This window comes from Janthinobacterium sp. GW821-FHT03C08, from assembly GCF_059420905.1.
On the sequence record NZ_JBWKUP010000001.1, the window covers coordinates 374,134 to 397,281 of the forward strand.

Sequence of the window (23,148 nt, forward strand, 5' to 3'; positions counted from 1 at the left end):
TTCTTGTGTGTTCAATTGCTGCCGCCAGTCAGGTTAGCTTCCATTTTTTCTTCGCGGGTAAATTTGAAGCGGGTGATCACCACCCACAGGTCATCTTTGTCGCTCGATAACATATTCGGTGGGAAACGCCCGAACGGCGCGGCGCGGCGCACGATGGCCAGGGCGGCCGCGTCCAGCGCCGGGTTGCCCGAGCTGCGCTCGACGCGGGCACCGCCCTCCTTCTGGTAAATCGTGCCATCCTGAAAGATCGGGATGTACACGACCAGCTCGCCGTACATCTTGCGGCCATTCTTTTGCGGGAAATTCAGCGTACCGATTTCCTCGATGCGCTTTTGCAAGGCCTTGTAATACATGGCATAGCCGACTTCCTGCGTGCTGGGCGTAATGAAGGTCTTGCGGGGACGCTTGTTCTGGTCTTCCACGGTCTGGCTGATCTCGGCCGCCATGCGGGCGATGGCCTTGCTGCTTTCCATCAAGTCCGAGCCGGACGCCAGGGGATTGGGCTTGTCCTTTTCCGTGACGGGCGCGGCGCTGTAAGGCGTGGGCCTGGCCGCCTGCGTCAGCAGCTCCTGCTGTTTCTGTTCCAGTTCGGCAATGCGCCGGGCGCTGGCCTTGACGCTCTCGCCCTCTTCCACCTTGCGCATATCGGGCAAGGGCGACTTGGCGCGCCCCTTGTCGGCCTGGCCACCGCCATCGAGGTTAGCTTGCGCCAGAGCATCCGCCTTCAGCGGTTTATTTGCATGCTTGGCATTGACGAGGATCACTTCCAGGCCGGGATCGGTGGCGACGGCCCGCTGTGGCGCCGGGGCGACAAAATGCATCGCCAGCAAGGCGCCGTGCGCCAGCAGCGAGACCGCCACGGCAATCATCAGAAAACGATTCTCTCGGAAAGACTTCACGCGCAACCCAGTTCGCAACAAGCACAAGATACAAGACTGCTGAATTCTACGTCAAAGGGCGGCGCCGGCAACAGATTTCAGCACCGCCCCACAGTCTCTGCCGCGCCTTATTTGACTTCTGGCTCGCTGACCACGTCTTCGCTGGCCAGTTCCGCCACTTCCGCGTCGGCGTCGCTGACCTGGTTCGCCGCTTCCGGCGACGCTTCCGGCGCAGCGTCGCCCTCGTCGGCGCCGTCGTCGCCCGCGTCTTCTTCGTAGTCGAGTTCGGCAGCGGCCGCCGCATCGGGCAAGGCGGCGATTTCCAGCAGGCGCGCTTCGATGCTCAGGTCGACTTCATCCCAGCGCAGCAAGTCCAGCTTGACCTGGGCGCCGCGCGCCACGGATGGCATGCCCGGCAGCTTGATGACGAGCGGAATATCGACGAGGCGCAGGATTTCATCCTTCAGCACGACGGCGTCGACCTGGCGCGCGTTTTCCTGGTGCAGCCAGCGCAAGCACCAGTAGCGTTCCATGTTCGACTGGAAATCGCCATACGCCGCATACGCGGCGTCAAACGCCGAGACGATGGCGAACAGGTTCGCGTCGCGCGGCTTGAAGGGCGCCACCAGGGGCGCCGTCACGCCGTGCTCGGCGCAGGCGATGATTTGCCACTGGTTCACCAGGTCCGTGTAGCGGCGCAAGGGCGAGGTGCTCCATGCATATTGATCCACGCCCAGGCCCTGGTGCGGCGCCGCATGGGTGACCATGCGCACCTGCATCTTTGCCGCCCAGCTATTGCCCGTGCCGCCGCCCTGGCTGCGGTAGATGCCCGGCACGCCATGGTCGTGCAGCATCTTGCCCCAGGTGCTGTTGGCAAAAATCATCAGTTCGGCGACGATCTTGTCCAGCGGCGCGCCACGCTTGCGGCGCGCCACGGTGACGATGTCGTTTTCCACATAGAAGTTGAAATCGACGCGGTTGTTCTGTTCCGGCTTCAAGCCGAACGCTTCGCGCTTCTTCATGCGGCCCTGTTCCAGCTGCTGTGCCCATTGCCACAGGATGGCGAAATCGGCCTTGTGCGGGTATTCTCCCTCGCCGCTGGCCAGGGTTTCCTCGTTGACCAGGTCATCGAGCTGGTTGTGGCGCAAGTTGCTGGCGATGGGCACCAGTTCGGCGCGCGTCTGCGTGCTGACGACGGCCCAGTCCGCTTTCGGGTCCAGGGTGGCGTACAGCGACAGGGCCGGGCAGGTCGTGCCTTCCGCCAGGGTAAACGCATTGACGATTTCGTCCGGCAGCATGGTGATCTTGTCGCCCGGCATGTAAACGGTGGACATGCGCTGGCGCGCCATCTTGTCGATCACGTCTTCCGGGCGGATGCCCAGGCCCGGCGCGGCGATGTGGATGCCGACCTTGATCGTGCCGTCCGGCAATGGTTGCACGGAGAAGGCATCGTCGATCTCGGTGGTGGTCACGTCGTCGATGGAGAAGGCGGCCACGTCGGCCAGCGGCAGCTTGGCCGTCACGGCGGGCACGGGCACGTTCGGGAAACCCGCGCCTTTGGGGAAATTCTCGAAGAGGAATTTGGACAGGTGCAAATCTTTCGGCGAAGCAATACCGCCGACGGCCAGCATCAAACGGGCCGGGGTCGTGTGCAATTCCGTGCATGCCGCCTCCAGTGCCTTGTATTCGATGGTGTTCTTGTCCGGCTTGAACAGCAGTTGCAGCACCATGGGCTGCATCGCTTCGGGCAAGCGGTTCTGCTTCAGCTCTTCCACATAGGCGGCTTGCACGAGCGCCTGCTGCTTTTTCTTTTCGATGCCGGCCAATGCCGCCTTCAGCGACGCTTCCGGCGCCGCCTTGTAGCGGCCACGGCCTTTCTTGTAGAAATACACGGGCGCCGAATGCAGGGCCAGGATCAGGCCGGCAGCTTCCGGCGGCAAGGGCGCATGGCCGAAATACTCGGCGCCCAGTTCGGCAAAGCCGAACTCGTCTTCGCCCGCCACTTCCCACAGGAAATCGAGGTCGATGTCGGCCGCCACGGCCTTGGCTTGCTCCAGCAGTTCGGCCGGCGCCGGTTTTTCATACTGCAGCAGCACATCCTTGGTCTTGACCTTGGTACGCTTGCCGCTGGCCATTTCGACCTGGTAGGCTTCACCCGCTTGCGACAGGACCGTGCCGACCTTGAAATCGCCGGATTCTTCAAAAAATAGATTCATTGTTATGCTTTGTTTATTAATGTGTCGGTTGCAACGGTGCGAGGCGTGACACTCAGCTCAAACACCGCCGGCAGAAATACTTCCGTTACCAGCAGCAATCCTTGATGGCGCTGATACAGGCAGCGCCGGGCAAAAAACGGCGCTTGCTCATCGACGCGCGCCCCTTCCAGGGCCAGCGCCGCCTGCACGCGCTGCACCAGCGGGTGTCCCGCGCGCAAACGGGCAAATTCCAGTGCGCCGCGGCGCACCATGCGGTCGCCGAACAGAGTCGTGCCCAGCGAACGCTCGCCCAGCGCGGAAAACAGAGGCCAGTCCGTGGCCGTCGCCTGCATGGGCACGACGGTATGGCCAAACACGGCCGGTCTATTATCACACCGCAACAGCACTTCGCGTTCCCAGACGCGGCCAGGACGGTGCAGGCCGATGCTGGCCGCCTCGTCGCTGAGACAGCGCGCTGTTTCCTGATGCAAACATTGCACGCGAAATGCCTGGCTGTGCGCTTTCAGCTTGGCCGTCAGCGAACCGCCGCCCGTCAGCCAGTGGCGCAAGGCGGGCGGCGCATTGACGGAATTCACGTGCGCATGCCATTGCGCCTGGCGCAGCGAACCCGGCCTCACCGGCCGGCTTCCATGTCGATGCCAGCAAAGGCCAGCACGGGCGCCACGTAATCGGCAAATTCGCTGATGCCATGGTCGCTGCCCTCGATGACGATCTGGCGCGTCCCCTGATAATGCGCCAGCATGTCGCGGTAGTCGAGCACTTCGTCGCCCGTGGCGGCAATCAGGAAATAGCGTTGTGGCTCAGTAATTTTCTCTACGGCAAATGTACCTAATTCGTCGATATATTCGCGCTTGAACTCGAAAGGCTTGTCCGAATGGAACTCGGTCGTCACGCCCACATGCTGTTCCAGGTCGATCAAGGGGACGATGGCGGGATTGAGCAACACGGCGCGGCAGCCGAGCCGCTCGGCAAGCCAGGTGGCGTAATAGCCGCCCAGCGAGGAACCGATGATCGTCAGGCCGGCGGGCGCCACGTTATTGACCAATGACAAGGCCAGCTCGATAGCCAGTTTCGGCGAGGCCGGCAATTGCGGGCACAGCCATTCATCCGTGTGGCCCAGCGCCTGCATCTGCGCGGCCAGCAGGCGCGACTTCATCGAAAGCGGCGAGGAGCGGAATCCATGCAGGTACAAAATCATCGGCCCAGGGCCTCCAGCAATTTCTGGTGCACGCCGCCAAAGCCGCCATTGCTCATGACGATGATCTGGTCGCCGGGACGGGCGCTCGCTGCCACGGCCGCCACCAGCGTATCGATGTCTTCGTAGGCGCTGGCAAGCTGGCCCAGCGGCGCCAGCGCGGCGCCCAGGCTCCAACCCAGCGCGGCCTGGCTGCCGAAGCCGAAGACCAGGTCCGCGTCCTTCAGGCTGCCCGGCAACGCATCTTTCATGGCACCCAGCTTCATGGTATTCGAACGCGGTTCCAGCACGGCCAGGATGCGGCCGCTGCTGCCGATCTTCTGGCGCAAGCCGCCCACGGTGGTGGCAATGGCCGTCGGATGGTGGGCAAAATCGTCATACACGGTAATGTTGTTGACCACGCCGCGCACTTCCATGCGCCGCTTGACGCTCTCGAAGGTAGCCAGCGAAGCACACGCCTGGGCGATGGGTACGCCCACGTGGCGCGCGGCGGCGATGGCCGCCAGCGCATTGCTGCGGTTGTGCTTGCCTGTGAGCGCCCACGCCACATGGCCTTCGTGCTTGCCATTGAACAATACATCGAAGCTGCCGTCGGCCTGCTCTTGCAGTTGCCAGTTGGCATCCTGGCCGAAACTTTCCTGCTCGCTCCAGCAGCCGCGCGCCAGCACGCGCTGCAGGGACGCTTCATCGCCGTTGTACACGAGGCGGCCGATCCCGGGCACGGTGCGCACCAGGTGGTGGAATTGCGTCTCGATCGCGTGCAGATCGGGGAAGATGTCGGCGTGATCATATTCCAGGTTATTCATGACGGCCGTCTTCGCGTGGTAATGCACGAATTTGCTGCGCTTGTCGAAGAAGGCCGTGTCGTATTCGTCCGCTTCGATGACGAAGAAGTCCGAATCGACGCTTTTACCGTCGATCTTGCCGCTGAGGCGGGCGGAAATGCCAAAGTTCATCGGCACGCCGCCGATCAGGAAGCCCGGAGCGTAGCCGGCGTCTTCGAGTATCCATGCCAACATGGCGGACGTGGTCGTCTTGCCATGCGTGCCAGCCACGGCCAAGACCCACCGGTTGCGTAATATATGTTCACCGATCCATTGCGGACCGGAAACGTAAGGCAGGCTGCGGTTGAGGATTTCCTCCACCAGCGGGTTGCCGCGCGACACGACATTGCCAATCACATACAAATCCGGGTTCAGCCTGGTTTGTTCCGGGTCAAAACCCTGGATCAGTTCGATGCCCTGCGATTCCAGCTGGGTGCTCATCGGCGGATAGACGTTGGCATCGCAGCCGGTGACTTTATGGCCGGCCTCCTTGGCCAGGACAGCCAGGCCGCCCATGAAGGTACCGCAAATGCCGAGGATATGAATATGCATGTGATCAGTGCGAAAAGGTGCGCGGTTAAGTAATTGGGTAGGCTAAAAAAAAGCCAAGTGTGGGATTTTACCCGACGCCATGGTTTTTCCCGCTTCGGAGTATCATCTCGGTCATGACGACTGATGCATTTGACGACAGCGCGCTCGTGCGCCTGGAAATTGCCGCCGCTGCCGCGCGCCTTGTGGCGCAGGACGGCGCCGACTATGGCAGCGCCAAGCGCAAGGCGGCGCGGCAGGTGCTGGGCGATACGCCCAGCCGGCCCAATGTGCTGCCCGATAACGACATGATCGAGGAACAGGTACGCCAGTACAACGCCCTGTTCCTGGCCGACAGCCAGCCGGCGCGCCTGTTCCAGCTGCGCACGATTGCGCTGCAGGTCATGGAAGCGTTGCAACAATTTCATCCCCTGCTCAGCGGCCCCGTCCTCAATGGCACGGCCGGCCCCCACGACGAAATCTATCTGCAGCTGTTTGCCGAGAGCGCCAAGGAAATCCACATCTTCCTGCTGAATAAAAATGTGCTGCTCGACATGTCGGAAAGCCCGCATTTCAAGGGAGCGCGTTATGATGCGGTCGAGACGGCCAGCTTCTTGTGGAAAAACGAAGGCGTGCATGCCGCCCTGTATGAACTCGACGATATGCGCGGCGCGCTGAAGGCCAAGGCGGACGGCAAGGTGTTGCGCACCGATATCGCGGGCTTGCGCAGCCTGCTGGCCGCCAGCCTCGCCGATGGCGCGTCGGCGGTCGACTAACATTGATATAGATAAAAGATATGACAAAAAAGAATTGGATCGCCTGCGCCATCGTCGCCCTGATGTTCGGCGGCATGGGTGCCTATGTAGGCTTGCATAAAGAGAAAGAAAAAGCGGGGCCGGTGACGACCGCCATCGCGCCCGGCGCGACGGGCCCCGTGAATGAGCTGTACGCGCTGTCGCTGCCGGACGCGGCTGGCGCCACGCAAGCCTTGTCTCAATGGAAAGGCAAGAATTTGCTGGTGAATTTCTGGGCCCCCTGGTGCCCGCCCTGCGTGGAAGAAATGCCGGAGTTATCCGAAGTGCAAGGCCACTATGCGGCAAAAAACCTGCAAGTCATTGGCATCGGCATCGATTCGGCCAGCAATATTGCCACCTTTGCCAGCAAGGTCAAGATTGCCTATCCCGTCTACGTTTCCGGCATGAGCGGCACCGACCTGTCGCGCCATTTTGGCAATGCCACGGGCGGCTTGCCCTTCACGGTACTGATCGGCGCCAATGGCGAAGTGAAAAAGACCTATCTGGGACGCTTGAAATTTGATCAGTTGCGCGCCGATCTGGATAATTTGTAAATTCGGAGCGTGCTTTTTTCTCTTGCCAATGCGTATCTTTGGCGGCAAAATGCGGAACTTTCGCTAAAACGGTCTTCCATACATGGCAAAAAACCTCCTTCTGCTCAACGGCCCCAACCTGAATTTGCTGGGGACGCGCGAGCCTGAGGTCTACGGCGCCAGCACCTTGGCCGATATCGAGCAGGCAGCGATGGCGCAAGCCATGGCGGCCGGTGCCGACCTGGTCTGCTTTCAAAGCAACCATGAAGGCGCGCTGATCGACCGTATCCATGCCGCGCGAGCGGAAGGGATCGATGCCATTGTCATCAATCCGGGCGGCCTGACCCATACCAGCGTCGCCTTGCGCGATGCGCTGGCCGGGGTCGCCATCCCGTTTGTGGAAGTCCATATCTCGAATATTTATCAACGCGAAACGTTTCGACATCACTCATTTCTCAGCGCGATCGCGCAGGGGACGATCTGCGGGCTAGGTATCGATGGATATCGGTTTGCCATCGACTTTGCGCTTAAAAAACGTTAATCTACGCGATCTGCACGCATTTAGCGCGGCGATAGGTTCTTGGACATCACCGCATCACTCATAAAACAAACTACATTCCTAGGGGTTTTACATGGATCTACGAAAACTCAAGACCTTGATCGACCTGGTCGCCGAATCGGATATCGCAGAGCTGGAAGTTACCGAAGGCGAAAGCAAGGTTCGCATCGTCAAATCGTCGGCCATGCCGCAAAACCAGATGGTCATGATGCAGCCACAAGGCATGCAAGCCCAGTACCAGCCAGCCGCGCCAGCCGCCGCGCCAGCACCCGCTGCTGCCGCCGTCGTGGTGGCCGCCGAGCCGACGGGCTATGTCGTCAAGTCGCCGATGGTCGGCACCTTCTACCGCTCCTCCGCTCCTGGCAGCGCCGCGTACGTCGAAGTGGGCTCCACCGTCAAGGAAGGTGATACCCTGTGCATCATCGAAGCGATGAAGCTCCTGAATGAAATCGACTCGGACAAAGCCGGCGTCGTGACCCAGATCCTGGTCGAAAACGGCCAGCCGGTCGAATTCGGTCAACCCTTGTTTGTGATCGGCTAAAACCCAGTCCACACGGCCGGCAACGGCCGTTTGCAGTTTTAGCCCCTCACACTTGTTGTTTCGCCGGCTCGCCGGCTCTCACAGACATACGCGAACCTACCATGTTTGAAAAAATCCTGATTGCCAACCGTGGTGAAATTGCCCTCCGTATTCAGCGCGCCTGCCGCGAAATGGGCATTAAAACGGTTGTAGTCCACTCCGAAGCCGACAAGGACGCGAAATACGTCAAGCTGGCCGACGAATCCGTTTGTATCGGGCCGGCACAGTCCGCCCTGAGCTATCTGAACATGCCCGCCATCATCAGTGCCGCTGAAGTGACGGACGCGCAAGCGATTCACCCAGGCTACGGTTTCCTGTCGGAAAATGCCGACTTTGCCGAACGCGTCGAAAAATCGGGCTTCGTCTTCATCGGCCCCCGCTCCGAATCGATCCGTTTGATGGGCGATAAGGTATCGGCCAAGCAGACCATGATCAAGGCTGGCGTGCCCTGCGTGCCCGGCTCGGAAGGCGCCTTGCCGGACGATCCGAAAGCGATCGTGCAAATTGCCCGCAAGATCGGCTACCCCGTCATCATCAAGGCCGCCGGCGGCGGCGGCGGACGCGGCATGCGCGTCGTGCACACGGAAGCGGCCCTGATCAACGCCGTGGCGATGACCAAGACGGAAGCCGGCACGGCTTTCGGCAACCCTGAAGTGTATATGGAGAAGTACCTGGAAAATCCGCGCCACGTGGAAATCCAGATCCTCGCCGACGAACACAAGAACGCCGTCTGGCTGGGCGAGCGCGACTGCTCCATGCAGCGCCGCCACCAGAAGGTGATCGAAGAAGCACCGGCGCCTGGCATCCCGCGCAAGCTCATCGAGAAAATCGGCGACCGCTGCGCCGAGGCCTGCCGCAAGATCGGCTACCGCGGCGCCGGCACGTTTGAATTCCTGTACGAAAACGGCGAGTTCTATTTCATTGAAATGAATACCCGCGTGCAAGTGGAACATCCCGTCACCGAGATGATCACCGGCATCGACATCGTGCAGGAACAGATCCGCATCGCCGCCGGCGAAAAACTGCGTTACCGCCAGCGCGACGTCATGCTGTCGGGCCACGCCGTCGAATGCCGCATCAATGCGGAAGATCCATTCAAGTTCACGCCATCGCCAGGCAAGATCGTCTCGTGGCATGCACCAGGCGGCCCGGGCATCCGCGTCGACTCGCACGCCTACGCCGGCTACTACGTGCCGCCGCACTACGACTCGATGATCGGCAAAGTGATCGCTTACGGCGCCACGCGCGAACAGGCGATCCGCCGCATGCAGATCGCCCTGTCCGAAATGGTGGTCGAAGGCATCAACACGAACATCGCCCTGCACCGCGAGCTGATGATCGACGCGCGCTTCATCGAAGGCGGCACGAATATTCACTATCTGGAACAGAAACTGGCCGACATGCCGGACCTGGGCAAGAACCTGAATAGCGGCAGCCCCAGCATCGCCAAGAAATCCGAAATCAAGGCGGGCGCATGAGCTGGACTGAAATCGTCATCGAAATCGCCCGGGACAACGCCGAGGCCATGTCCGACGCCCTGATGGAAGCGGGCGCGCTGTCGGTGTCGGTGGAAGACGCCGACGAAGGCACGGAAGCCGAGCAGCCCCTGTTTGGCGAACCCGGCATGGAACCGAAGGAAGCGGCGTGGGAACGCAGCCGCGTGGTGGCGCTGACGGACGTCGACGCCGACCAGGCGGCCATCGTGGCCGCTGCCGCCCAGGCCGTTGGCATGGCGGCAGCGCCCGCGTTTGCCGTGCGTCCCGTGGAAGAGCAGGATTGGGTCCGCCTGACCCAGTCGCAATTCGCGCCGATTCACATCGGCAAGAATATCTGGGTCGTGCCCAGCTGGCACGAGGCACCGGACCCAAGCGGCCTGATCCTGGAACTGGACCCCGGCCTGGCTTTCGGCACGGGCAGCCACCCGACCACGCGTCTGTGCATGGAATGGCTGGAAGCGCATCCCGCCCCCGGCAAGACCGTGCTCGACTACGGTTGCGGTTCCGGCATCCTGGCCATGGTGGCCAAGAAACTCGGCGCGGCAACGGTGGCCGGCGTCGATATCGACCCGCAGGCGATCGAATCGGCGCGCGACAATGCCCAGCGCAACCAGTGCGAGATCGAATATTTCTTGCCAGACACGTTTGCCACCTCGGCACACGCCACGGCCAAGTTTGACATCGTCGTCGCCAACATCCTGTCGAGCCCATTGAAACTGATGGCGCCGATGCTGTCGGGACGCGTCGCCGACGGTGGCGCCCTGATCCTGTCCGGCGTGCTGGCACGCCAGGCGGAAGAAGTGGCCGCTGCCTACGCCCCCTTCATCGAGCTGGGTGTCTGGGCCGAGCAGGATGGCTGGGTGGCGCTGCATGGCCGCCTGGGCGCCACGCAAGCCCCTGCGCCCCGCGCGGAAGGTGCATAAGCACAGCAATGGCCCTCGCCACCAAATGCCCCCACTGCAACACGATATTTCGGGTCGCTGCTGACCAGTTGAAGTTACGTGGGGGCATCGTGCGCTGTGGCACGTGCAGGGAAGTGTTTGACGGCAATGCCGCACTGGTCGATCCAGCTGCGGCATCGCCGTTTTTAACATCCGGCCCCGCCACCGCCGCCCCGCTGTCGCCCTCTCATCCACTGGATGCCAGCCTGCCGTCCGCCACGGACGACGAACCCATCTATTCCCTCGATTTCGACACCTCATTCGATCCGTTCGGCATCCTGCCGGAAACGGCGCAGCTCAGGGATGACGAAGACGAGGACGAACACATCGAACTGGACCTCGACGTGGGCCTGCCCGCCGAGGTGCCGGGCGACGCGTCTGTCGCCGCCCCTGCCCCGCCCGAGCCGCCGGCAGCGACACCCGTCGCCACGCCATCCGCCCGGCCGGAAGCGCCCCTGCCCCAGCCGATGGCGCCGTTCAAGCGCCGCCAGGCCGATGACGCGCCCGCCTTCGCCACGTATCTGCGCGACAGCCGCCGCGAACCGAGCCTGCAGGCCGGTGCCGCGCCAGCCTTGCCGGCAGCCGAAAAAGTCAGCCTGGACAAGCCCGTGCCACCTGCGCCCGTCGCCGACGGCCCTGCGCGCCAGGAGCCCACGTTCGGCGATCCTCCGTTTGCGCCGCTGCCGGCCGCAACTGTTGTTCCAGATCAACCCCAGGAAACTGGCGACGCCGCTGTGCCGCCCCTCGATGCCGCCCCCGAACCCGCCTTCGTGATCCAGGGCCGGCGCCGAGAACAGAGCGGCAAGGCCGTGCGCGTGGCGATGGCCCTCGGCTCCGTCGCCCTGCTGCTGTTATTGCTCCTGCAAGTGATGACCACCTTCCGCAATCCCCTGGCGGCGCAATTTCCGCAGTGGAAGCCAACCCTGGTGGCATTGTGCAAGATGAGCGGCTGCCAGGTGGACTTGCCGGCACAGATCGAGGCGCTGTCCATCGAACAGGGCGAATTGCAAACCCTGAAGGAACAGACCTTCTCGTATGTGTCGCTGCTGCGCAACCAGAGCCGCAGCGTGCAAGCCTGGCCCAGCATCGAACTGATCCTCAACGACGCGAATGACAAGCCCGTATTGCGCCGCGTCATCGCACCGCGCGACTACCTGCCCGCCACCATCGACGTCAGCCAGGGTTTTGCGCCACGCTCGGAACAAACCATCAAACTGTACTTTGCATTAGACCAGCTCACGGCGTCTGGCTACCATATCGCCATCTTTTACCCTTAAAGCACACTATCATGACCAAAACTTCGTTGATCTGCGGCTCGCTTGCCACCGACACCATCATGCAATTTCCCGGCCGCTTCGGCGAATCCCTGCTGGCCGACCAGTTGCACAAGGTAAACGTTTCCTTCCTCGTGCCCACCATGCGCACGGAGTTCGGCGGCTGCTCGGGCAACATCGCCTACAGCCTGAAAATGCTGGGCGGCGACCCGCGCATCGTCGGCGTCATGGGACAAGACAGTGCCGCCTACCTGGAACGCCTGCAAAGGCTGGGCATTTCCACCGCCAACATCCTGATCAAGGCTGACAGCTACAACGCGCAGTGCTTCGTCACGGCCGATGCGGACAATAACCAGATCAACGCCTTCCACCCGGGCGCCATGTCGTTCGCGCATGAAAACCCGATCGCCAATGCCGGCCCGGCCAAGGTGGCCATCATTTCGCCGGACGGCGACCTGGGCATGCTCAAGCACGCTGCCGACCTGGCCGAACTGGGCATTCCCTTCATGTTTGACCCGGGTCAACAGTTGCCGCGCTTCAATGGGGAACAGTTGATCGATTTCATCAACAAGGCCACGTATGTCTCCGCCAACGATTATGAAATGGAAATGTTGATGGAACGCACGGGGTTGACCCTGCCGGACATCGCCAGCCGCCTGCAAGCGCTGATCGTCACGCGCGGCGAAAAGGGATCGGAGATCTATACGGACGGCAAGCGCATCGACATTCCTGTCGTGGCTGCCAAGGAAGTGCTGGATCCGACGGGTTGCGGCGACGCCTACCGTGCTGGCTTGCTGTTCGGCATCACCAACGACCTGGGCTGGGAAACCAGCGGCCGCCTGGCCAGCCTGCTGGGCGCCATCAAGATCGCCACGCAGGGCGCGCAAAACCACGTATTCACGCCGGCAAGCATTGCCGACCAGTTTGAAGCGGCGTTCGGCTACCGCTATTAATGAGCCGGGGTCAGTCCCTGCAGGAGCGCAATCCGTGCCATTGGGACGGATTCCCCCGCCAGGTCCTGCCCCCGCATGACATGCGGTGATGTCGGCTTACGCTACGCTAAGCCGACCCATGCCGCCCTCCCGCGTTACCGCACCACAAAAATCATCCCCACCAGCACCTGTGCGATCTGCAGCAGGATCAGGGCCACCAGCAGCGACAGGTCCAGGCTGCCGACCAGCGGCACCACTTTGCGTAGCGGACGTAGCAGCGGCTCGTTCAGGGCCCGTACGAACGGCGCCAGCGGCGCATGCGGATTGACCCAGCTGAAGATGGCTTCAATGATCAGCAAGGCCATGAAACCGTAGAGTATCCATTGCAGGAAGCGTTGCAGCGACTTGAGCAGTACCGCCTCGAAGGGATAGCCGGAAATCAGCAAGACTGTGCTCGCCAGCAAGACGATCAAAAAAGCGCCGATCAGGCTGGCCCAGTCATACCCGCCCACGCCGGGTATCACGCGGCGCAGGGGACGCACCAGCCAGTCGGACAATTGAAAGGTGAATTGCGCCACGGACGACGGCGGCCGCACGCGTACCGCCTGCATCCAGAAGCGCAGCAGCAGGACGCCGCCCAGCAAGGTGGCAATGGTATCAACGATCAATGTAAGGATAACGATCAGCACGACTAATTCTCCAAAAAAAAACCGCTGTGTGATTGAGTCACACAGCGGCGTGTTGCCTCATCCAGGCATCCGTATCGTGGAAATTACGATGGGCGGGTGCTGGTTGGGAATGGCCAGGCGGCGGCCGGTGCCAACACGGTTTTTGCTACAGGTGCGATAGGCGCCGATGGCTTGGCGACAGGAGCTGCCTTCTTCGGCGCGGCCTTTTTAGGCGCGGCCTTCTTGACGGCTGGCTTGGCTGCTACGGCGGCTGGTGCCGCTGCAGTTGCTGCTGCCGGTGCTGCGACAGGAGCCGGTGCGGTCACTGCTGGCGCTGCAGCTGGCTTGGCGGCAGGTTTCGCTGCGGCTTTTGCTGCCGGCTTGGCGGCCGGTTTTGCTGCGACCTTGGCCGCTGGCTTAGCGGCAACCTTGGCCGCTGGCTTGGCTGCCGGTTTCGCTGCGACCTTGGCTGCCGGCTTGGCTGCGACCTTGGCGGCCGGCTTCGCTGCTGCCTTGGCCGCTGGCTTGGCTGCCGCTTTTGCTGCTGGCTTGGCTGCGGCTTTGGCTGCCGGCTTCGCTGCTACCTTGGCTGCTGGCTTCGCTGCAGCCTTGGTTGCCGGCTTTGCCGCTGGCTTGGCTGCGGCTTTGGCGGCCGGCTTGGCTGCTGCCTTGGCGACGACTTTCTTCGCTGCCGGCTTGGCTGCCACTTTGGCCGCCGGTTTCGCTGCTGCCTTGGCGGCAGGTTTCGCCGCGGCTTTTTTCACTGCTGGCTTCGCTGCTGCCTTGGCCGCTGGCTTGGCTGCAGCTTTTGCTGCTGGCTTGGCTGCTGCTTTGGCGGCCGGCTTGGCTGCTGCCTTGGCGACGACTTTTTTCGCCGCTGGCTTGGCTGCTGCCTTGGCGACCGGTTTTGCTGCTGCCTTGGCCGCTGGTTTCGCTGCGGCTTTTTTCACCGCTGGCTTGGCTGCTGCCTTGGCGGCAGGTTTTGCTGCAGCTTTTGCAGCTGGCTTGGCGGCCGGCTTCGCAACGGCTTTTTTCGCCGCTGGCTTGGCTGCTGCCTTGGCGACAGGTTTCGCTGCGACTTTTGCTGCCGGCTTGGCGGCCGGTTTGGCTGCTGCCTTGGCAGCGGGTTTCGCTGCGGCTTTCGCTACTGGCTTGGCGGCAGGTTTTGCTGCGGCTTTCGCTACCGGCTTGGCGGCCGGTTTTGCTGCAGTTTTAGCGACTGGTTTTGCGGCTGGTTTGGCTGCGGCCTTGGCAGCTGGTTTAGCGGCAACCGGCTTCGCTGCGGCTGCCGGCTTCTTCGCGGCAGGAGCAGCCTTGGCGGCTGGTTTCTTTACTTCTGATTTCTTAGCGGCTGTTGCCATTTGTCTCTCCTTCATCTGAGATGAGAAATTTAAGCTACAAGATTTAAACCCGTCCGGCCCACCACGAGGATAGGCCAGGCGAATTATTCATCGGCACAAACGGTCGTTTGCGCTAATGAATTCGGCACCAGCTGAACTGCTGCAACTCCTCACGTTTGCAGCACTTCAGCCATCGTCGGTGCCACCCTGCTTTATCTCGCAGCTGGTGGCAAAGTCTGAATTCGGTCATTCGTTTTCGATGCCGTGCGTTTTTTCGCTCCTCGCATCGCGCTCGCCACAACACCTATCCGTCAAATAAAAAACCGCCATGCCTGAAAAAATTCGGGCACGGCGGCAGACGAAAACGGTGTGGTTTTGTGCATATCCGTGTAAATCTGTATCCCTGTTTTGCGAGGTTTTTTCGTTACCGCGCTGGTTAAAAAACCCCGCATTCTAACGCTCGCATTTGCAATCTCATAAAGTACACGAAAACCTTGTCAATGCGCAACCGGCACGACACGTTTTCACGGGCTTTTTTGCACGATACGCGCGCTATCGCACAATCGCGCCCCAAATGCCGCCGCCAGCGTCTCCGGAAACGATATTTTCAGCCCGCGACGCGGCCGTGCGCGGCCTCTGAAAAAACTGGCGCAAGCCGTGTCGCGCGCCCGATGCTTGCGCATTTTTGCGCCATGCCGGCGACGCTTTTCGGCGTGCCGCGGCGACAGGATTTTTTGGGCGACGGGACGAAAAAAAAGCGCCGTCACATGACGGCGCTTTTGATTTTGGAGGGCGCTGGCTTATTCCCAGTTCAGCGCGCCGCCGGTCTGGTATTCCGTCACGCGCGTCTCGAAGAAGTTGCGCTCCTTCTTCATGTCGATCATCTCGCTCATCCACGGGAATGGATTTTCTTCCTGGGCGAACAGCGGCTCGATGCCGATCTGCTGCGCGCGGCGGTTGGCGATGAAGCGCAGGTAGCCCTTGAACATCGGCGCGTTCAGACCCAGCACGCCGCGCGGCATGGTGTCTTCCGCGTACGCGTATTCCAGTTCCACGGCCTTCATGAACAGGTCCTTGATCTCTTCGCGGAAGGCGGCCGTCCACAGCTGCGGGTTTTCCATCTTGATCGTGTTGATCAAGTCGATGCCGAAGTTGCAGTGCATCGATTCGTCGCGCAGGATGTACTGGTACTGCTCGGCCGCGCCCATCATCTTGTTCTGGCGGCCCAGCGCCAGGATCTGCGTGAAGCCCACGTAGAAGAACAGGCCTTCCATCAGGCAGGCAAACACGATCAGGGACTTCAGCAGCTTCTGGTCGTTTTCCACCGTGCCGGTGACGAATGCCGGGTCGGTCAGGGTGTTGATGAACGGGATCAGGAATTCATCCTTGTCGCGGATCGACTTGACTTCGTTGTAGGCGTTGAAGATCTCGCCTTCGTCCAGGCCCAGCGATTCGACGATGTACTGGTAGGCGTGCGTATGGATCGCTTCCTCGAACGCCTGGCGCAGCAGGTACTGGCGGCATTCCGGCGCCGTGATGTGGCGGTAGGTGCCCAGCACGATGTTGTTGGCGGCCAGCGAGTCGGCCGTCACGAAAAAGCCCAGGTTGCGCTTGACCAGGCGGCGCTCGTCGTCCGTCAGGCCGTTCGGGTTCTTCCACAGCTCGATGTCGCGCTGCATGTTCACTTCCTGCGGCATCCAGTGGTTGGCGCAGCCGGCCAGGTATTTATCCCATGCCCACTTGTACTTGAACGGCACCAGCTGGTTGACGTCCGTCTTGCCGTTGATGATGCGCTTGTCGTCGGCATTCACGCGGCGCGCCACTTGTTCGGCATTCGCTTCGGACGGCTCGGCACCGGCCGGCAGGTTCAAATCGGTATTTCCCAGTGGCGCTTGCTGCGCCGGACGCGGCACAGCTGCCGACGTGGTTTCATCATCCCAAGACAACGACATATTCTTCTTCCTTTCCATGCCGGCTCACCGGCGTCTGCAACAGGCCCGTTGAATCGGACAATACAGACATTGACAACATTGAATCAGCCCAGAAGTTCTGGGCTGACAACTAAAATCTTACTGGCAGGCTTCGCATTCCTCGAAACCGTCGTCACCCGGACGCAGGTAGCAGGCTTCGCCATCGGCGTCGTCCGCTGCCGCTGCCACGGCTGCCACCGGCGCCACGGCGACGGCTGCTGCCGCCACGACGGCCGCCTGGGCACTCTGCGCGCTGGCCGACATGCCGCCATCGACTGCCACGGCGTTCAGGGCGCCGGTACGCGAGGTCGATTTCTCCATGTGGGTAGCGGCGATGGTACGCAGGTAGTAGGTGGTTTTCAGGCCACGCAGCCATGCCAGCTTGTAGGTCTCGTCGAGCTTCTTGCCGGAAGCGCCAGCCATGTAGATGTTCAGCGACTGGGCCTGGTCGATCCACTTCTGGCGACGCGAAGCCGCTTCCACCAGCCAGCTTGGCGACACTTCAAAGGCGGTGGCGTAGATGTCGCGCAGGTCTTGCGGGATGCGGTCGATCTTCACCAGCGAGCCGTCGAAGTACTTCAGGTCGGAGATCATGACTTCATCCCACAGGTCGCGCGCCTTCAGGTCGCGCACCAGGTAGCCGTTGATCTCGGTGAATTCGCCCGACAGGTTCGATTTCACGTACAGGTTCTGGAACGTCGGCTCAATACAGGCCGATACGCCGATGATGTTCGAAATCGTCGCCGTCGGGGCGATCGCCACGCAGTTCGAGTTGCGCATGCCGAACTTGGCGATGCGTTCGCGCACCGGGGTCCAGTCCATGGCCGACGAGGAATCGACTTCCAGGTAGCCGCCGCGCTCTTCGGCCAGCAGTTTGACCGAGTCCTGCGGCAGGATGCCGCGGTCCCACAGCGAACCGGCGTACGATTCATAGCGGCCGCGCTCTTCGGCCAGTTCCGTCGACGCCAGGTAGGCGTAGTAGCAGACGGCTTCCATCGAGGTGTCGGCAAACGACACGGCGGCGTCCGAGGCGAACGGCACGCGCATCATGTGCAGGCAGTCCTGGAAGCCCATCACGCCCATGCCGACCGGACGGTGGCGCATGTTCGAGTTGCGCGCCTTCTCGACGGCGTAGTAATTGATGTCGATGACGTTGTCAAGCATGCGCATGGCGGTGCGGATGGTCTTGGCCAGCTTGACGTGATCGAGCTTGCCTTCCTTCATGTGCGCCGGCATGTTGACGGAACCGAGGTTGCAGACGGCGATTTCGTCAGGGCCCGTGTTCAGCGTGATTTCCGTGCACAGGTTCGAGCTGTGGACGACGCCGACGTGCGACTGCGGGCTGCGGATGTTGCACGGATCCTTGAACGTGATCCATGGGTGGCCCGTTTCGAACAGCATCGACAGCATCTTGCGCCACAGGTCCAGCGCCGCGATCTTCTTGAAGACGCGGATTTCGCCGGCGGCGGCCTTGGCTTCGTAGCCCAGATAAGCCTGTTCAAAGGCCTTGCCGACCTTGTCGTGCAGGTCAGGCGTGTCCGACGGCGAGAACAGGGTCCATTCGCCTTTTTCCATGACGCGCTTCATGAACATGTCGGGAATCCAGTTCGCCGTGTTCATGTCGTGCGTGCGGCGGCGGTCGTCGCCCGTGTTCTTGCGCAGGTCGAGGAATTCCTCGATGTCCATGTGCCAGGTTTCCAGGTAGGCACAGACGGCGCCCTTGCGCTTGCCGCCCTGGTTGACTGCCACGGCCGTGTCGTTCACCACTTTCAGGAACGGCACCACGCCTTGCGACTTGCCGTTGGTGCCCTTGATGTGGGCGCCCAGGGCGCGCACCGGCGTCCAGTCGTTGCCCAGGCCGCCGGCAAACTTGGCCAGCAGCGCGTTGTCCTTGATGGCGTCGTAGATGCCTTCCAGGTCATCGGAGACGGTGCTCAGGTAGCACGACGACAGCTGCGAGCGCAGGGTGCCCGAGTTGAACAGGGTCGGGGTCGAGCTCATGAAGTCGAACGAGGACAGCAGGCTGTAGAACTCGATGGCGCGCGCTTCGCGGTCCGCTTCGTTCAGCGCCAGGCCCATGGCCACGCGCATGTAGAACGCTTGCGGCATTTCGATGCGCACGTCCTGGATGTGCAGGAAATAGCGGTCATACAGGGTTTGCAGGCCGATGTAGCCGAACTGCAAGTCGCGGTCGGCGACGATGGCTTTGGCCAGGAGCTCTAGGTCGAAGCTGGCGAGTACCGGGTTCAGCAGCTCGGCGGCGATGCCCTTGGCGATGTATTGGGGGAAATACGTCAGGTATTCGGCGGCAGCGGCCGCTTGCGGCACTTCCTTGCCGAACACTTCCTTGCGCACCGTGTGCAGCAGGATGCGGGCCGTGACCTGGCTGTAGGCCGGGTCTTTTTCCATCAGCGCGCGCGCCGCCAGGATGGCCGACTTGTGCAGCTCTTCGACGGGCACGCCGTCGTACAGGTTCTTCACGGTTTCGGCCAGGATGGCGTCGGCATCGACGTGCTTTTCCAGGCCGGCGCAGGCGGCGTTGATCAGGTCGCGCACTTCCTGCATGTCCAGCAGGCGGCGCACGCCGTTGTCCAGCACGTTCAGTTGCGGTGCGGAAACTTGCGCGGAGGCGCCTTGCGCTTCCTTCTGCAGGCGGCGCTCTTCCATGTGCTTGGCACGGTACAGCACGTAGGCACGCGCCACGTCGTGTTCGCCCGAACGCATCAGCGACAGTTCCACCTGGTCTTGCACGTCTTCGATATGGAAGGTGCCGCCACCCGGATGGCGGCGCACCAGCGCGGCGACGACGCCGTCCGTCAATTGTTCCACCAGTTCGCGGATGCGGGCCGAAGCGGCGCCCTGGCCGCCGTTAACGGCCAAAAACGCCTTGGTCATGGCGATGGCGATCTTCGAAGGCTCAAATGCCACCACCGCACCGTTGCGGCGGATGATGCGATAGTCGCCCAAGGCCGCGCCCGTACTCGCCACGCTGTTGGCCGCGCCTGGCGCTGGCGATACTGGCGTTGGATGGATGGAAATATCTTGAGGTGATTGCATTGAAGCTCCCGTTGTCAGCTAAAGTCAGCCTGCAGTTTTGCTGCCGCGTGTGTGGTTGAATAGAACGCCCGATGGTCAGGGTTTCTTCAGGTAATTTTTATTGCCAAATAGTAAATAATGCACAGTCAGAATTCATATCGCCAACCTTGGCTGCCGGCTGGCGGAAAACACGATCAAGGGTGATGAACCGCCAGTTCCAATTGCCACAACAGCAAGAAGGTTAGCTTTGATAATAATTCTGGAAACGTCTGAGATGGCACTACATATAGTCATTAAATCCAAGTTCTGCACTAATTGTAGTGCCCATCGAAAGGCGATGCAATAGTTTTCCGGCATCGGCCAGTGTAATTTTTTGTACTTTCTTCTACGATTTCGGTTGACTTTTCAGGGTGGCGGCGGGAAGCCCAATGCCCGCGTAGTAAGCGCTAACGCAGGCTGCTCGCGCACGGTTTCCAACCAGATTTCTTGGTAGAAATTCCAGTCAAAAAACGGTCCCGGATCGGTCTTCCTTCCCGGCGCGATATGCTCATGTCCACGCACCTGGCCCAGTCCGTAGCGGGTCACCAGCGCCGCCGTCAGCGCTGCCAGCACGTGGTATTGTCGCGGCTGGAAGGGGACAAAGTCCGAGCCTTCCATTTCGATACCGACGGAATAGCCATTGCACTGCGGGCGTCCCTCAAATGTGGACGTACCGGCATGCCAGGCACGCTGGTCAGCCGAAACATATTGCAACAGCGCACCATCGCGCCGCACAAAAAAGTGCGCCGAGACCTGCAAACCACGCAGGTCGGCAAAAGAAGGATCGGCATTATAATCTACCCGGCCGGTAAACAAGTCCGACACATGCGGCCCGCCGAAGCGCCCGCCGGGGAGGCTGATGTTATGGATCACCAACAAATCGACGTGCGCACCTTCCGGGCGGGCGTCGTGGTAGGGCGAGTCGTAGCGCACCGCGCCATCGCACCAGCCATCGTCATCTATCTTCCATGTCGTCATCAAACCGGGGCTCCTGTATCGCCAACTTCTGCATTCTGTAACGCAACTGACGCACGCTGATGCCCAATTGCCTTGCCGCCCGCACGCGGTGATAGCGTTCCCGCACCAGTGCCTGCATGATCATTTCCCGCTCGACCTGGCACAAGTAGCGTGCCAGCGGCAAGACCGGCGCCATGCTGCGCGGCGGCACCCCGGGCAGCGACAATTGCCGCTCCGGCACGACCGGCGTCGCGCGCAACGGCGTGACGCTGGCCATGCAAGGCAAGCCCAGGTCGTCGGGCGTGATCACGCTGCCATCGGCAAAGGCCAGCGCCCGCTCCAGCAGGTTTTCCAGTTCGCGCACATTGCCCGGGAACGCGTATTGGCGCAAGGCGTCCAGCACCGGCGGCGCCAGGCGCACGCCTTGCCGTGGCGCCAGGCGCGCCAGGATTGCCTCACATAATACCTGCAGATCGCCAAGCCGTTCACGCAGCGGCGGCACGGCCAGCTCGATTACGTTGAGCCGGTAATACAGATCCTGGCGAAAGGTGCGCGCGGCCACGCCGCGCGCCAGGCCATGCTGGCTGGCGCACAGGATGCGCACGTCAACGGCCTCGTCCCTGCTGCCGCCCAGCTTGCGCACGCGGCGCTCCTGCAGCGCGCGCAGCAGCTTGACTTGCATGGCCAGCGGCAAGTCGTCGACTTCGTCGAGCAGCAGGGTGCCGCCGTGCGCCGCCTGGAACAAGCCTTCGCGCTCATGCAGGGCGCCCGTGTAGGCGCCCTGGCGGCAGCCAAAGAACTCCGCCTCCATCAGCGCGTCGGGAATGGCACCGCAATTGACGGCAATGAACGGGAAGCGGGCGCGCGGGCCCTGTGCATGGATGGCGCGCGCCACCAGTTCCTTGCCGCTGCCGGACTCGCCGCGGATGGCCACCGGCGCGCCGCAGCGGGCAATGCGGCTCACTTGCGCCCGCAGCGCCTGCATGGCGGCTGAATTGCCGATCAGTTGCGGCGCTGGCGGCATGCCGCAGGCGGCTGTCTCGCCGGTGGCGGCCGCGGTACGTGAGCTGCTGGGGCTGTGCATGAGGCTAGCCTTTCTGCGATGACGACCGGGGCCGCTTACTGCAGATGCTACGCCTGGCGGGCAAGGAGGGGATGTACGATACGGATGAGCAATGCGGGATGAGCAATGCTGCGCGTGCGCGCCCTGTTTACAAGGTGGCGTGCGCGTGGCTGCAGTAATCGTAGCCCTTGGCCTGCACGTTCTCGGAGGCGGGATAGTACACGCCGCAATGGGCGCAGCACAGCATCAGCTCCGCATCGGGCAATTCCTGCACCCGGCCCGGCGGTGTAAAGGGATGGGGCTGCTGCTGCTGCGCCCGGGCACGCTGCTGCATGCCGCGGATCTTGCTACGGATAGCAAACAGCACCAGAAACACCAGCGCCAGCCAGAATAAAACACGTGTCATGCGAATCCTCGGTGTAAGACCACTTCAAGTACAAAACGGCTGCCGACATAGGCCAGCAGCAAGGTAGCAAAACCGGCCAGTGTAAAGCTCAGGGCCGTCTTGCCGCGCCAGCCGCGGAAGCGCCGGCCCGCCAGCAGCGAGGCAAACAGCAGCCACGACAGCATGGTAAACACCGACTTGTGATCCCAGTTCAGGGCCTTGCCAAACAATTGCTCGGAAAAGACGATGCCCGACAACACCGTCAGGCTGAGCAGGATGAATCCCAGGCCGATCATACGGAACAGCAGCTTTTCCATCGTCAACAGGGCCGGCAGCTGGTCCAGCGCGCTGCCGATGAAGCCACGGCTTTCGCTGCGCGTATGCAGACGCGACTCCTGCAGTGCCATCAGCACGGCATGAAAGGCGGCGATCGTCAGGGTGCTGTAGGCCAGCACGGCCACGGCGATATGCCAGCCGAAGATGGCCGACTTGCCTTCCATGCTGACCTGGCTGCCGGGAAAGGCCCAAGCCAGGCCGATGGCGATGACGGCGCTGGGCATGACCATGCGGCGCAAGCCGTCCAGGCTGAAATTGCGGTTCTCTATCCAGTACGCCCCCACCGACACCCACAGCGCGGCCGACAGCATGGCAGAAAAACCGAAACGCAAGGTGCCCGGCGCCATCAGGTCGAACCACAGGGTGGCGGCATGCGCCAGCCACGCCACGCCCGTCAGGCCCGCGATGAGCCTGGCGCGGGTAGAGGGAAGCACGGCACACGCCGCATACAGGAGGGCGGCAATGAGAAAGAAATAGGTCTGCATAGTTTAAGTTTACACCATAGCCGGCAAGCGTGATTCAAGCGTCGGCATGGGCAGCAGACCCATTCGCCGATGCAAGCCTGCCATGATATCGTGCCTGAGGCCGGACGGGGTGGCGCGCC

The 23,148-nt window shown here is 61.8% G+C and carries 21 protein-coding genes; 9 read left to right on the forward strand and 12 right to left on the reverse strand.

Annotation, left to right across the window (positions count from 1 at the left end; all coding sequences use genetic code 11):
- Positions 1 to 11: 11 nt before the first annotated feature.
- The 5 genes from AC07VL_RS01735 to mpl form a co-directional block, all read right to left on the reverse strand.
- The gene (locus AC07VL_RS01735; protein ID WP_494804332.1) at positions 12 to 869 is read right to left on the reverse strand and encodes an energy transducer TonB family protein; all 858 of its coding nucleotides are present in this window, start codon (positions 867 to 869) and stop codon (positions 12 to 14) included.
- Between the two features lie 137 nt (positions 870 to 1,006).
- Positions 1,007 to 3,094: a ribonuclease catalytic domain-containing protein gene (locus AC07VL_RS01740; protein ID WP_494804333.1), complete on the reverse strand. Its 2,088-nt coding sequence runs from the start codon at positions 3,092 to 3,094 to the stop codon at positions 1,007 to 1,009.
- A gap of 2 nt (positions 3,095 to 3,096) precedes the next feature.
- Entirely contained in the window at positions 3,097 to 3,711 is a 615-nt protein-coding gene (locus tag AC07VL_RS01745) for a chorismate--pyruvate lyase family protein (RefSeq protein ID WP_494804334.1), read from the reverse strand.
- Positions 3,708 to 4,292 (reverse strand): YqiA/YcfP family alpha/beta fold hydrolase, encoded by a 585-nt coding sequence (locus AC07VL_RS01750; RefSeq protein WP_494804335.1) that lies wholly within the window; start codon positions 4,290 to 4,292, stop codon positions 3,708 to 3,710. The genes AC07VL_RS01745 and AC07VL_RS01750 overlap by 4 nt, the downstream gene beginning before the upstream one ends.
- Entirely contained in the window at positions 4,289 to 5,665 is a 1,377-nt protein-coding gene (gene mpl / locus AC07VL_RS01755; RefSeq protein ID WP_494804336.1) for a UDP-N-acetylmuramate:L-alanyl-gamma-D-glutamyl-meso-diaminopimelate ligase, read from the reverse strand. The genes AC07VL_RS01750 and mpl overlap by 4 nt, the downstream gene beginning before the upstream one ends.
- A 113-nt stretch (positions 5,666 to 5,778) precedes the next feature.
- Here mpl and AC07VL_RS01760 point away from each other — a divergent pair, with 113 nt between their 5' ends.
- The 8 genes from AC07VL_RS01760 to AC07VL_RS01795 all read left to right on the forward strand — a co-directional run bounded on the left by AC07VL_RS01760 (position 5,779) and on the right by AC07VL_RS01795 (position 12,771).
- Positions 5,779 to 6,417: a hypothetical protein gene (locus AC07VL_RS01760; RefSeq protein ID WP_494804337.1), complete on the forward strand. Its 639-nt coding sequence runs from the start codon at positions 5,779 to 5,781 to the stop codon at positions 6,415 to 6,417.
- 20 nt (positions 6,418 to 6,437) lie between these two features.
- The gene (locus tag AC07VL_RS01765; protein WP_494804338.1) at positions 6,438 to 6,989 is read left to right on the forward strand and encodes a TlpA family protein disulfide reductase; all 552 of its coding nucleotides are present in this window, start codon (positions 6,438 to 6,440) and stop codon (positions 6,987 to 6,989) included.
- Positions 6,990 to 7,071: 82 nt separating this feature from the next.
- Positions 7,072 to 7,509, forward strand: coding sequence for a type II 3-dehydroquinate dehydratase (aroQ, locus tag AC07VL_RS01770; RefSeq protein ID WP_034746628.1), 438 nt, complete (start codon positions 7,072 to 7,074; stop codon positions 7,507 to 7,509).
- A gap of 91 nt (positions 7,510 to 7,600) precedes the next feature.
- Entirely contained in the window at positions 7,601 to 8,068 is a 468-nt protein-coding gene (gene accB / locus AC07VL_RS01775) for an acetyl-CoA carboxylase biotin carboxyl carrier protein (RefSeq protein ID WP_086137068.1), read from the forward strand.
- 101 nt (positions 8,069 to 8,169) lie between these two features.
- On the forward strand, positions 8,170 to 9,585 hold the full coding sequence (accC, locus tag AC07VL_RS01780) for an acetyl-CoA carboxylase biotin carboxylase subunit (protein WP_131373626.1): 1,416 nt from the start codon (positions 8,170 to 8,172) through the stop codon (positions 9,583 to 9,585).
- Complete coding sequence (gene prmA / locus AC07VL_RS01785) at positions 9,582 to 10,526, forward strand: 50S ribosomal protein L11 methyltransferase (protein ID WP_494804339.1); 945 nt, start codon at positions 9,582 to 9,584, stop codon at positions 10,524 to 10,526. The genes accC and prmA overlap by 4 nt, the downstream gene beginning before the upstream one ends.
- Before the next feature lie 8 nt (positions 10,527 to 10,534).
- Positions 10,535 to 11,821: a DUF3426 domain-containing protein gene (locus AC07VL_RS01790; RefSeq protein ID WP_494804340.1), complete on the forward strand. Its 1,287-nt coding sequence runs from the start codon at positions 10,535 to 10,537 to the stop codon at positions 11,819 to 11,821.
- 11 nt (positions 11,822 to 11,832) lie between these two features.
- On the forward strand, positions 11,833 to 12,771 hold the full coding sequence (locus AC07VL_RS01795) for a carbohydrate kinase family protein (RefSeq protein ID WP_494804341.1): 939 nt from the start codon (positions 11,833 to 11,835) through the stop codon (positions 12,769 to 12,771).
- A gap of 134 nt (positions 12,772 to 12,905) precedes the next feature.
- On the opposite strand, the gene AC07VL_RS01800 is transcribed toward AC07VL_RS01795, so the two are convergent.
- A complete protein-coding gene (locus tag AC07VL_RS01800) occupies positions 12,906 to 13,439 on the reverse strand; it encodes a YggT family protein (protein ID WP_494804342.1) in 534 nt (177 codons plus the stop codon).
- Positions 13,440 to 13,763: 324 nt separating this feature from the next.
- Between AC07VL_RS01800 and AC07VL_RS01805 the strand changes: the two genes are divergently transcribed.
- Positions 13,764 to 14,798: a hypothetical protein gene (locus AC07VL_RS01805; RefSeq protein ID WP_494804343.1), complete on the forward strand. Its 1,035-nt coding sequence runs from the start codon at positions 13,764 to 13,766 to the stop codon at positions 14,796 to 14,798.
- Positions 14,799 to 15,558: 760 nt separating this feature from the next.
- Here the strand turns inward: AC07VL_RS01805 and AC07VL_RS01810 are convergent.
- The 6 genes from AC07VL_RS01810 to AC07VL_RS01835 form a co-directional block, all read right to left on the reverse strand.
- Positions 15,559 to 16,710: a ribonucleotide-diphosphate reductase subunit beta gene (locus AC07VL_RS01810; protein ID WP_070218582.1), complete on the reverse strand. Its 1,152-nt coding sequence runs from the start codon at positions 16,708 to 16,710 to the stop codon at positions 15,559 to 15,561.
- Between the two features lie 117 nt (positions 16,711 to 16,827).
- Entirely contained in the window at positions 16,828 to 19,785 is a 2,958-nt protein-coding gene (locus AC07VL_RS01815) for a ribonucleoside-diphosphate reductase subunit alpha (RefSeq protein WP_494804344.1), read from the reverse strand.
- Between the two features lie 384 nt (positions 19,786 to 20,169).
- Positions 20,170 to 20,781: a 1,6-anhydro-N-acetylmuramyl-L-alanine amidase AmpD gene (ampD, locus tag AC07VL_RS01820; RefSeq protein ID WP_494804345.1), complete on the reverse strand. Its 612-nt coding sequence runs from the start codon at positions 20,779 to 20,781 to the stop codon at positions 20,170 to 20,172.
- Positions 20,759 to 21,844 carry a sigma-54 interaction domain-containing protein gene (locus tag AC07VL_RS01825; RefSeq protein ID WP_494804346.1) on the reverse strand — a complete coding sequence of 362 codons (1,086 nt, stop codon included), beginning with the start codon at positions 21,842 to 21,844 and terminating at the stop codon, positions 20,759 to 20,761. Before AC07VL_RS01825 ends, ampD begins: the two co-directional genes overlap by 23 nt.
- A gap of 127 nt (positions 21,845 to 21,971) precedes the next feature.
- Positions 21,972 to 22,229 carry a PP0621 family protein gene (locus tag AC07VL_RS01830; protein ID WP_494804347.1) on the reverse strand — a complete coding sequence of 86 codons (258 nt, stop codon included), beginning with the start codon at positions 22,227 to 22,229 and terminating at the stop codon, positions 21,972 to 21,974.
- Positions 22,226 to 23,029 (reverse strand): cytochrome C assembly family protein, encoded by an 804-nt coding sequence (locus tag AC07VL_RS01835; protein WP_290600997.1) that lies wholly within the window; start codon positions 23,027 to 23,029, stop codon positions 22,226 to 22,228. Before AC07VL_RS01835 ends, AC07VL_RS01830 begins: the two co-directional genes overlap by 4 nt.
- Between the last annotated feature and the right edge of the window lie 119 nt (positions 23,030 to 23,148).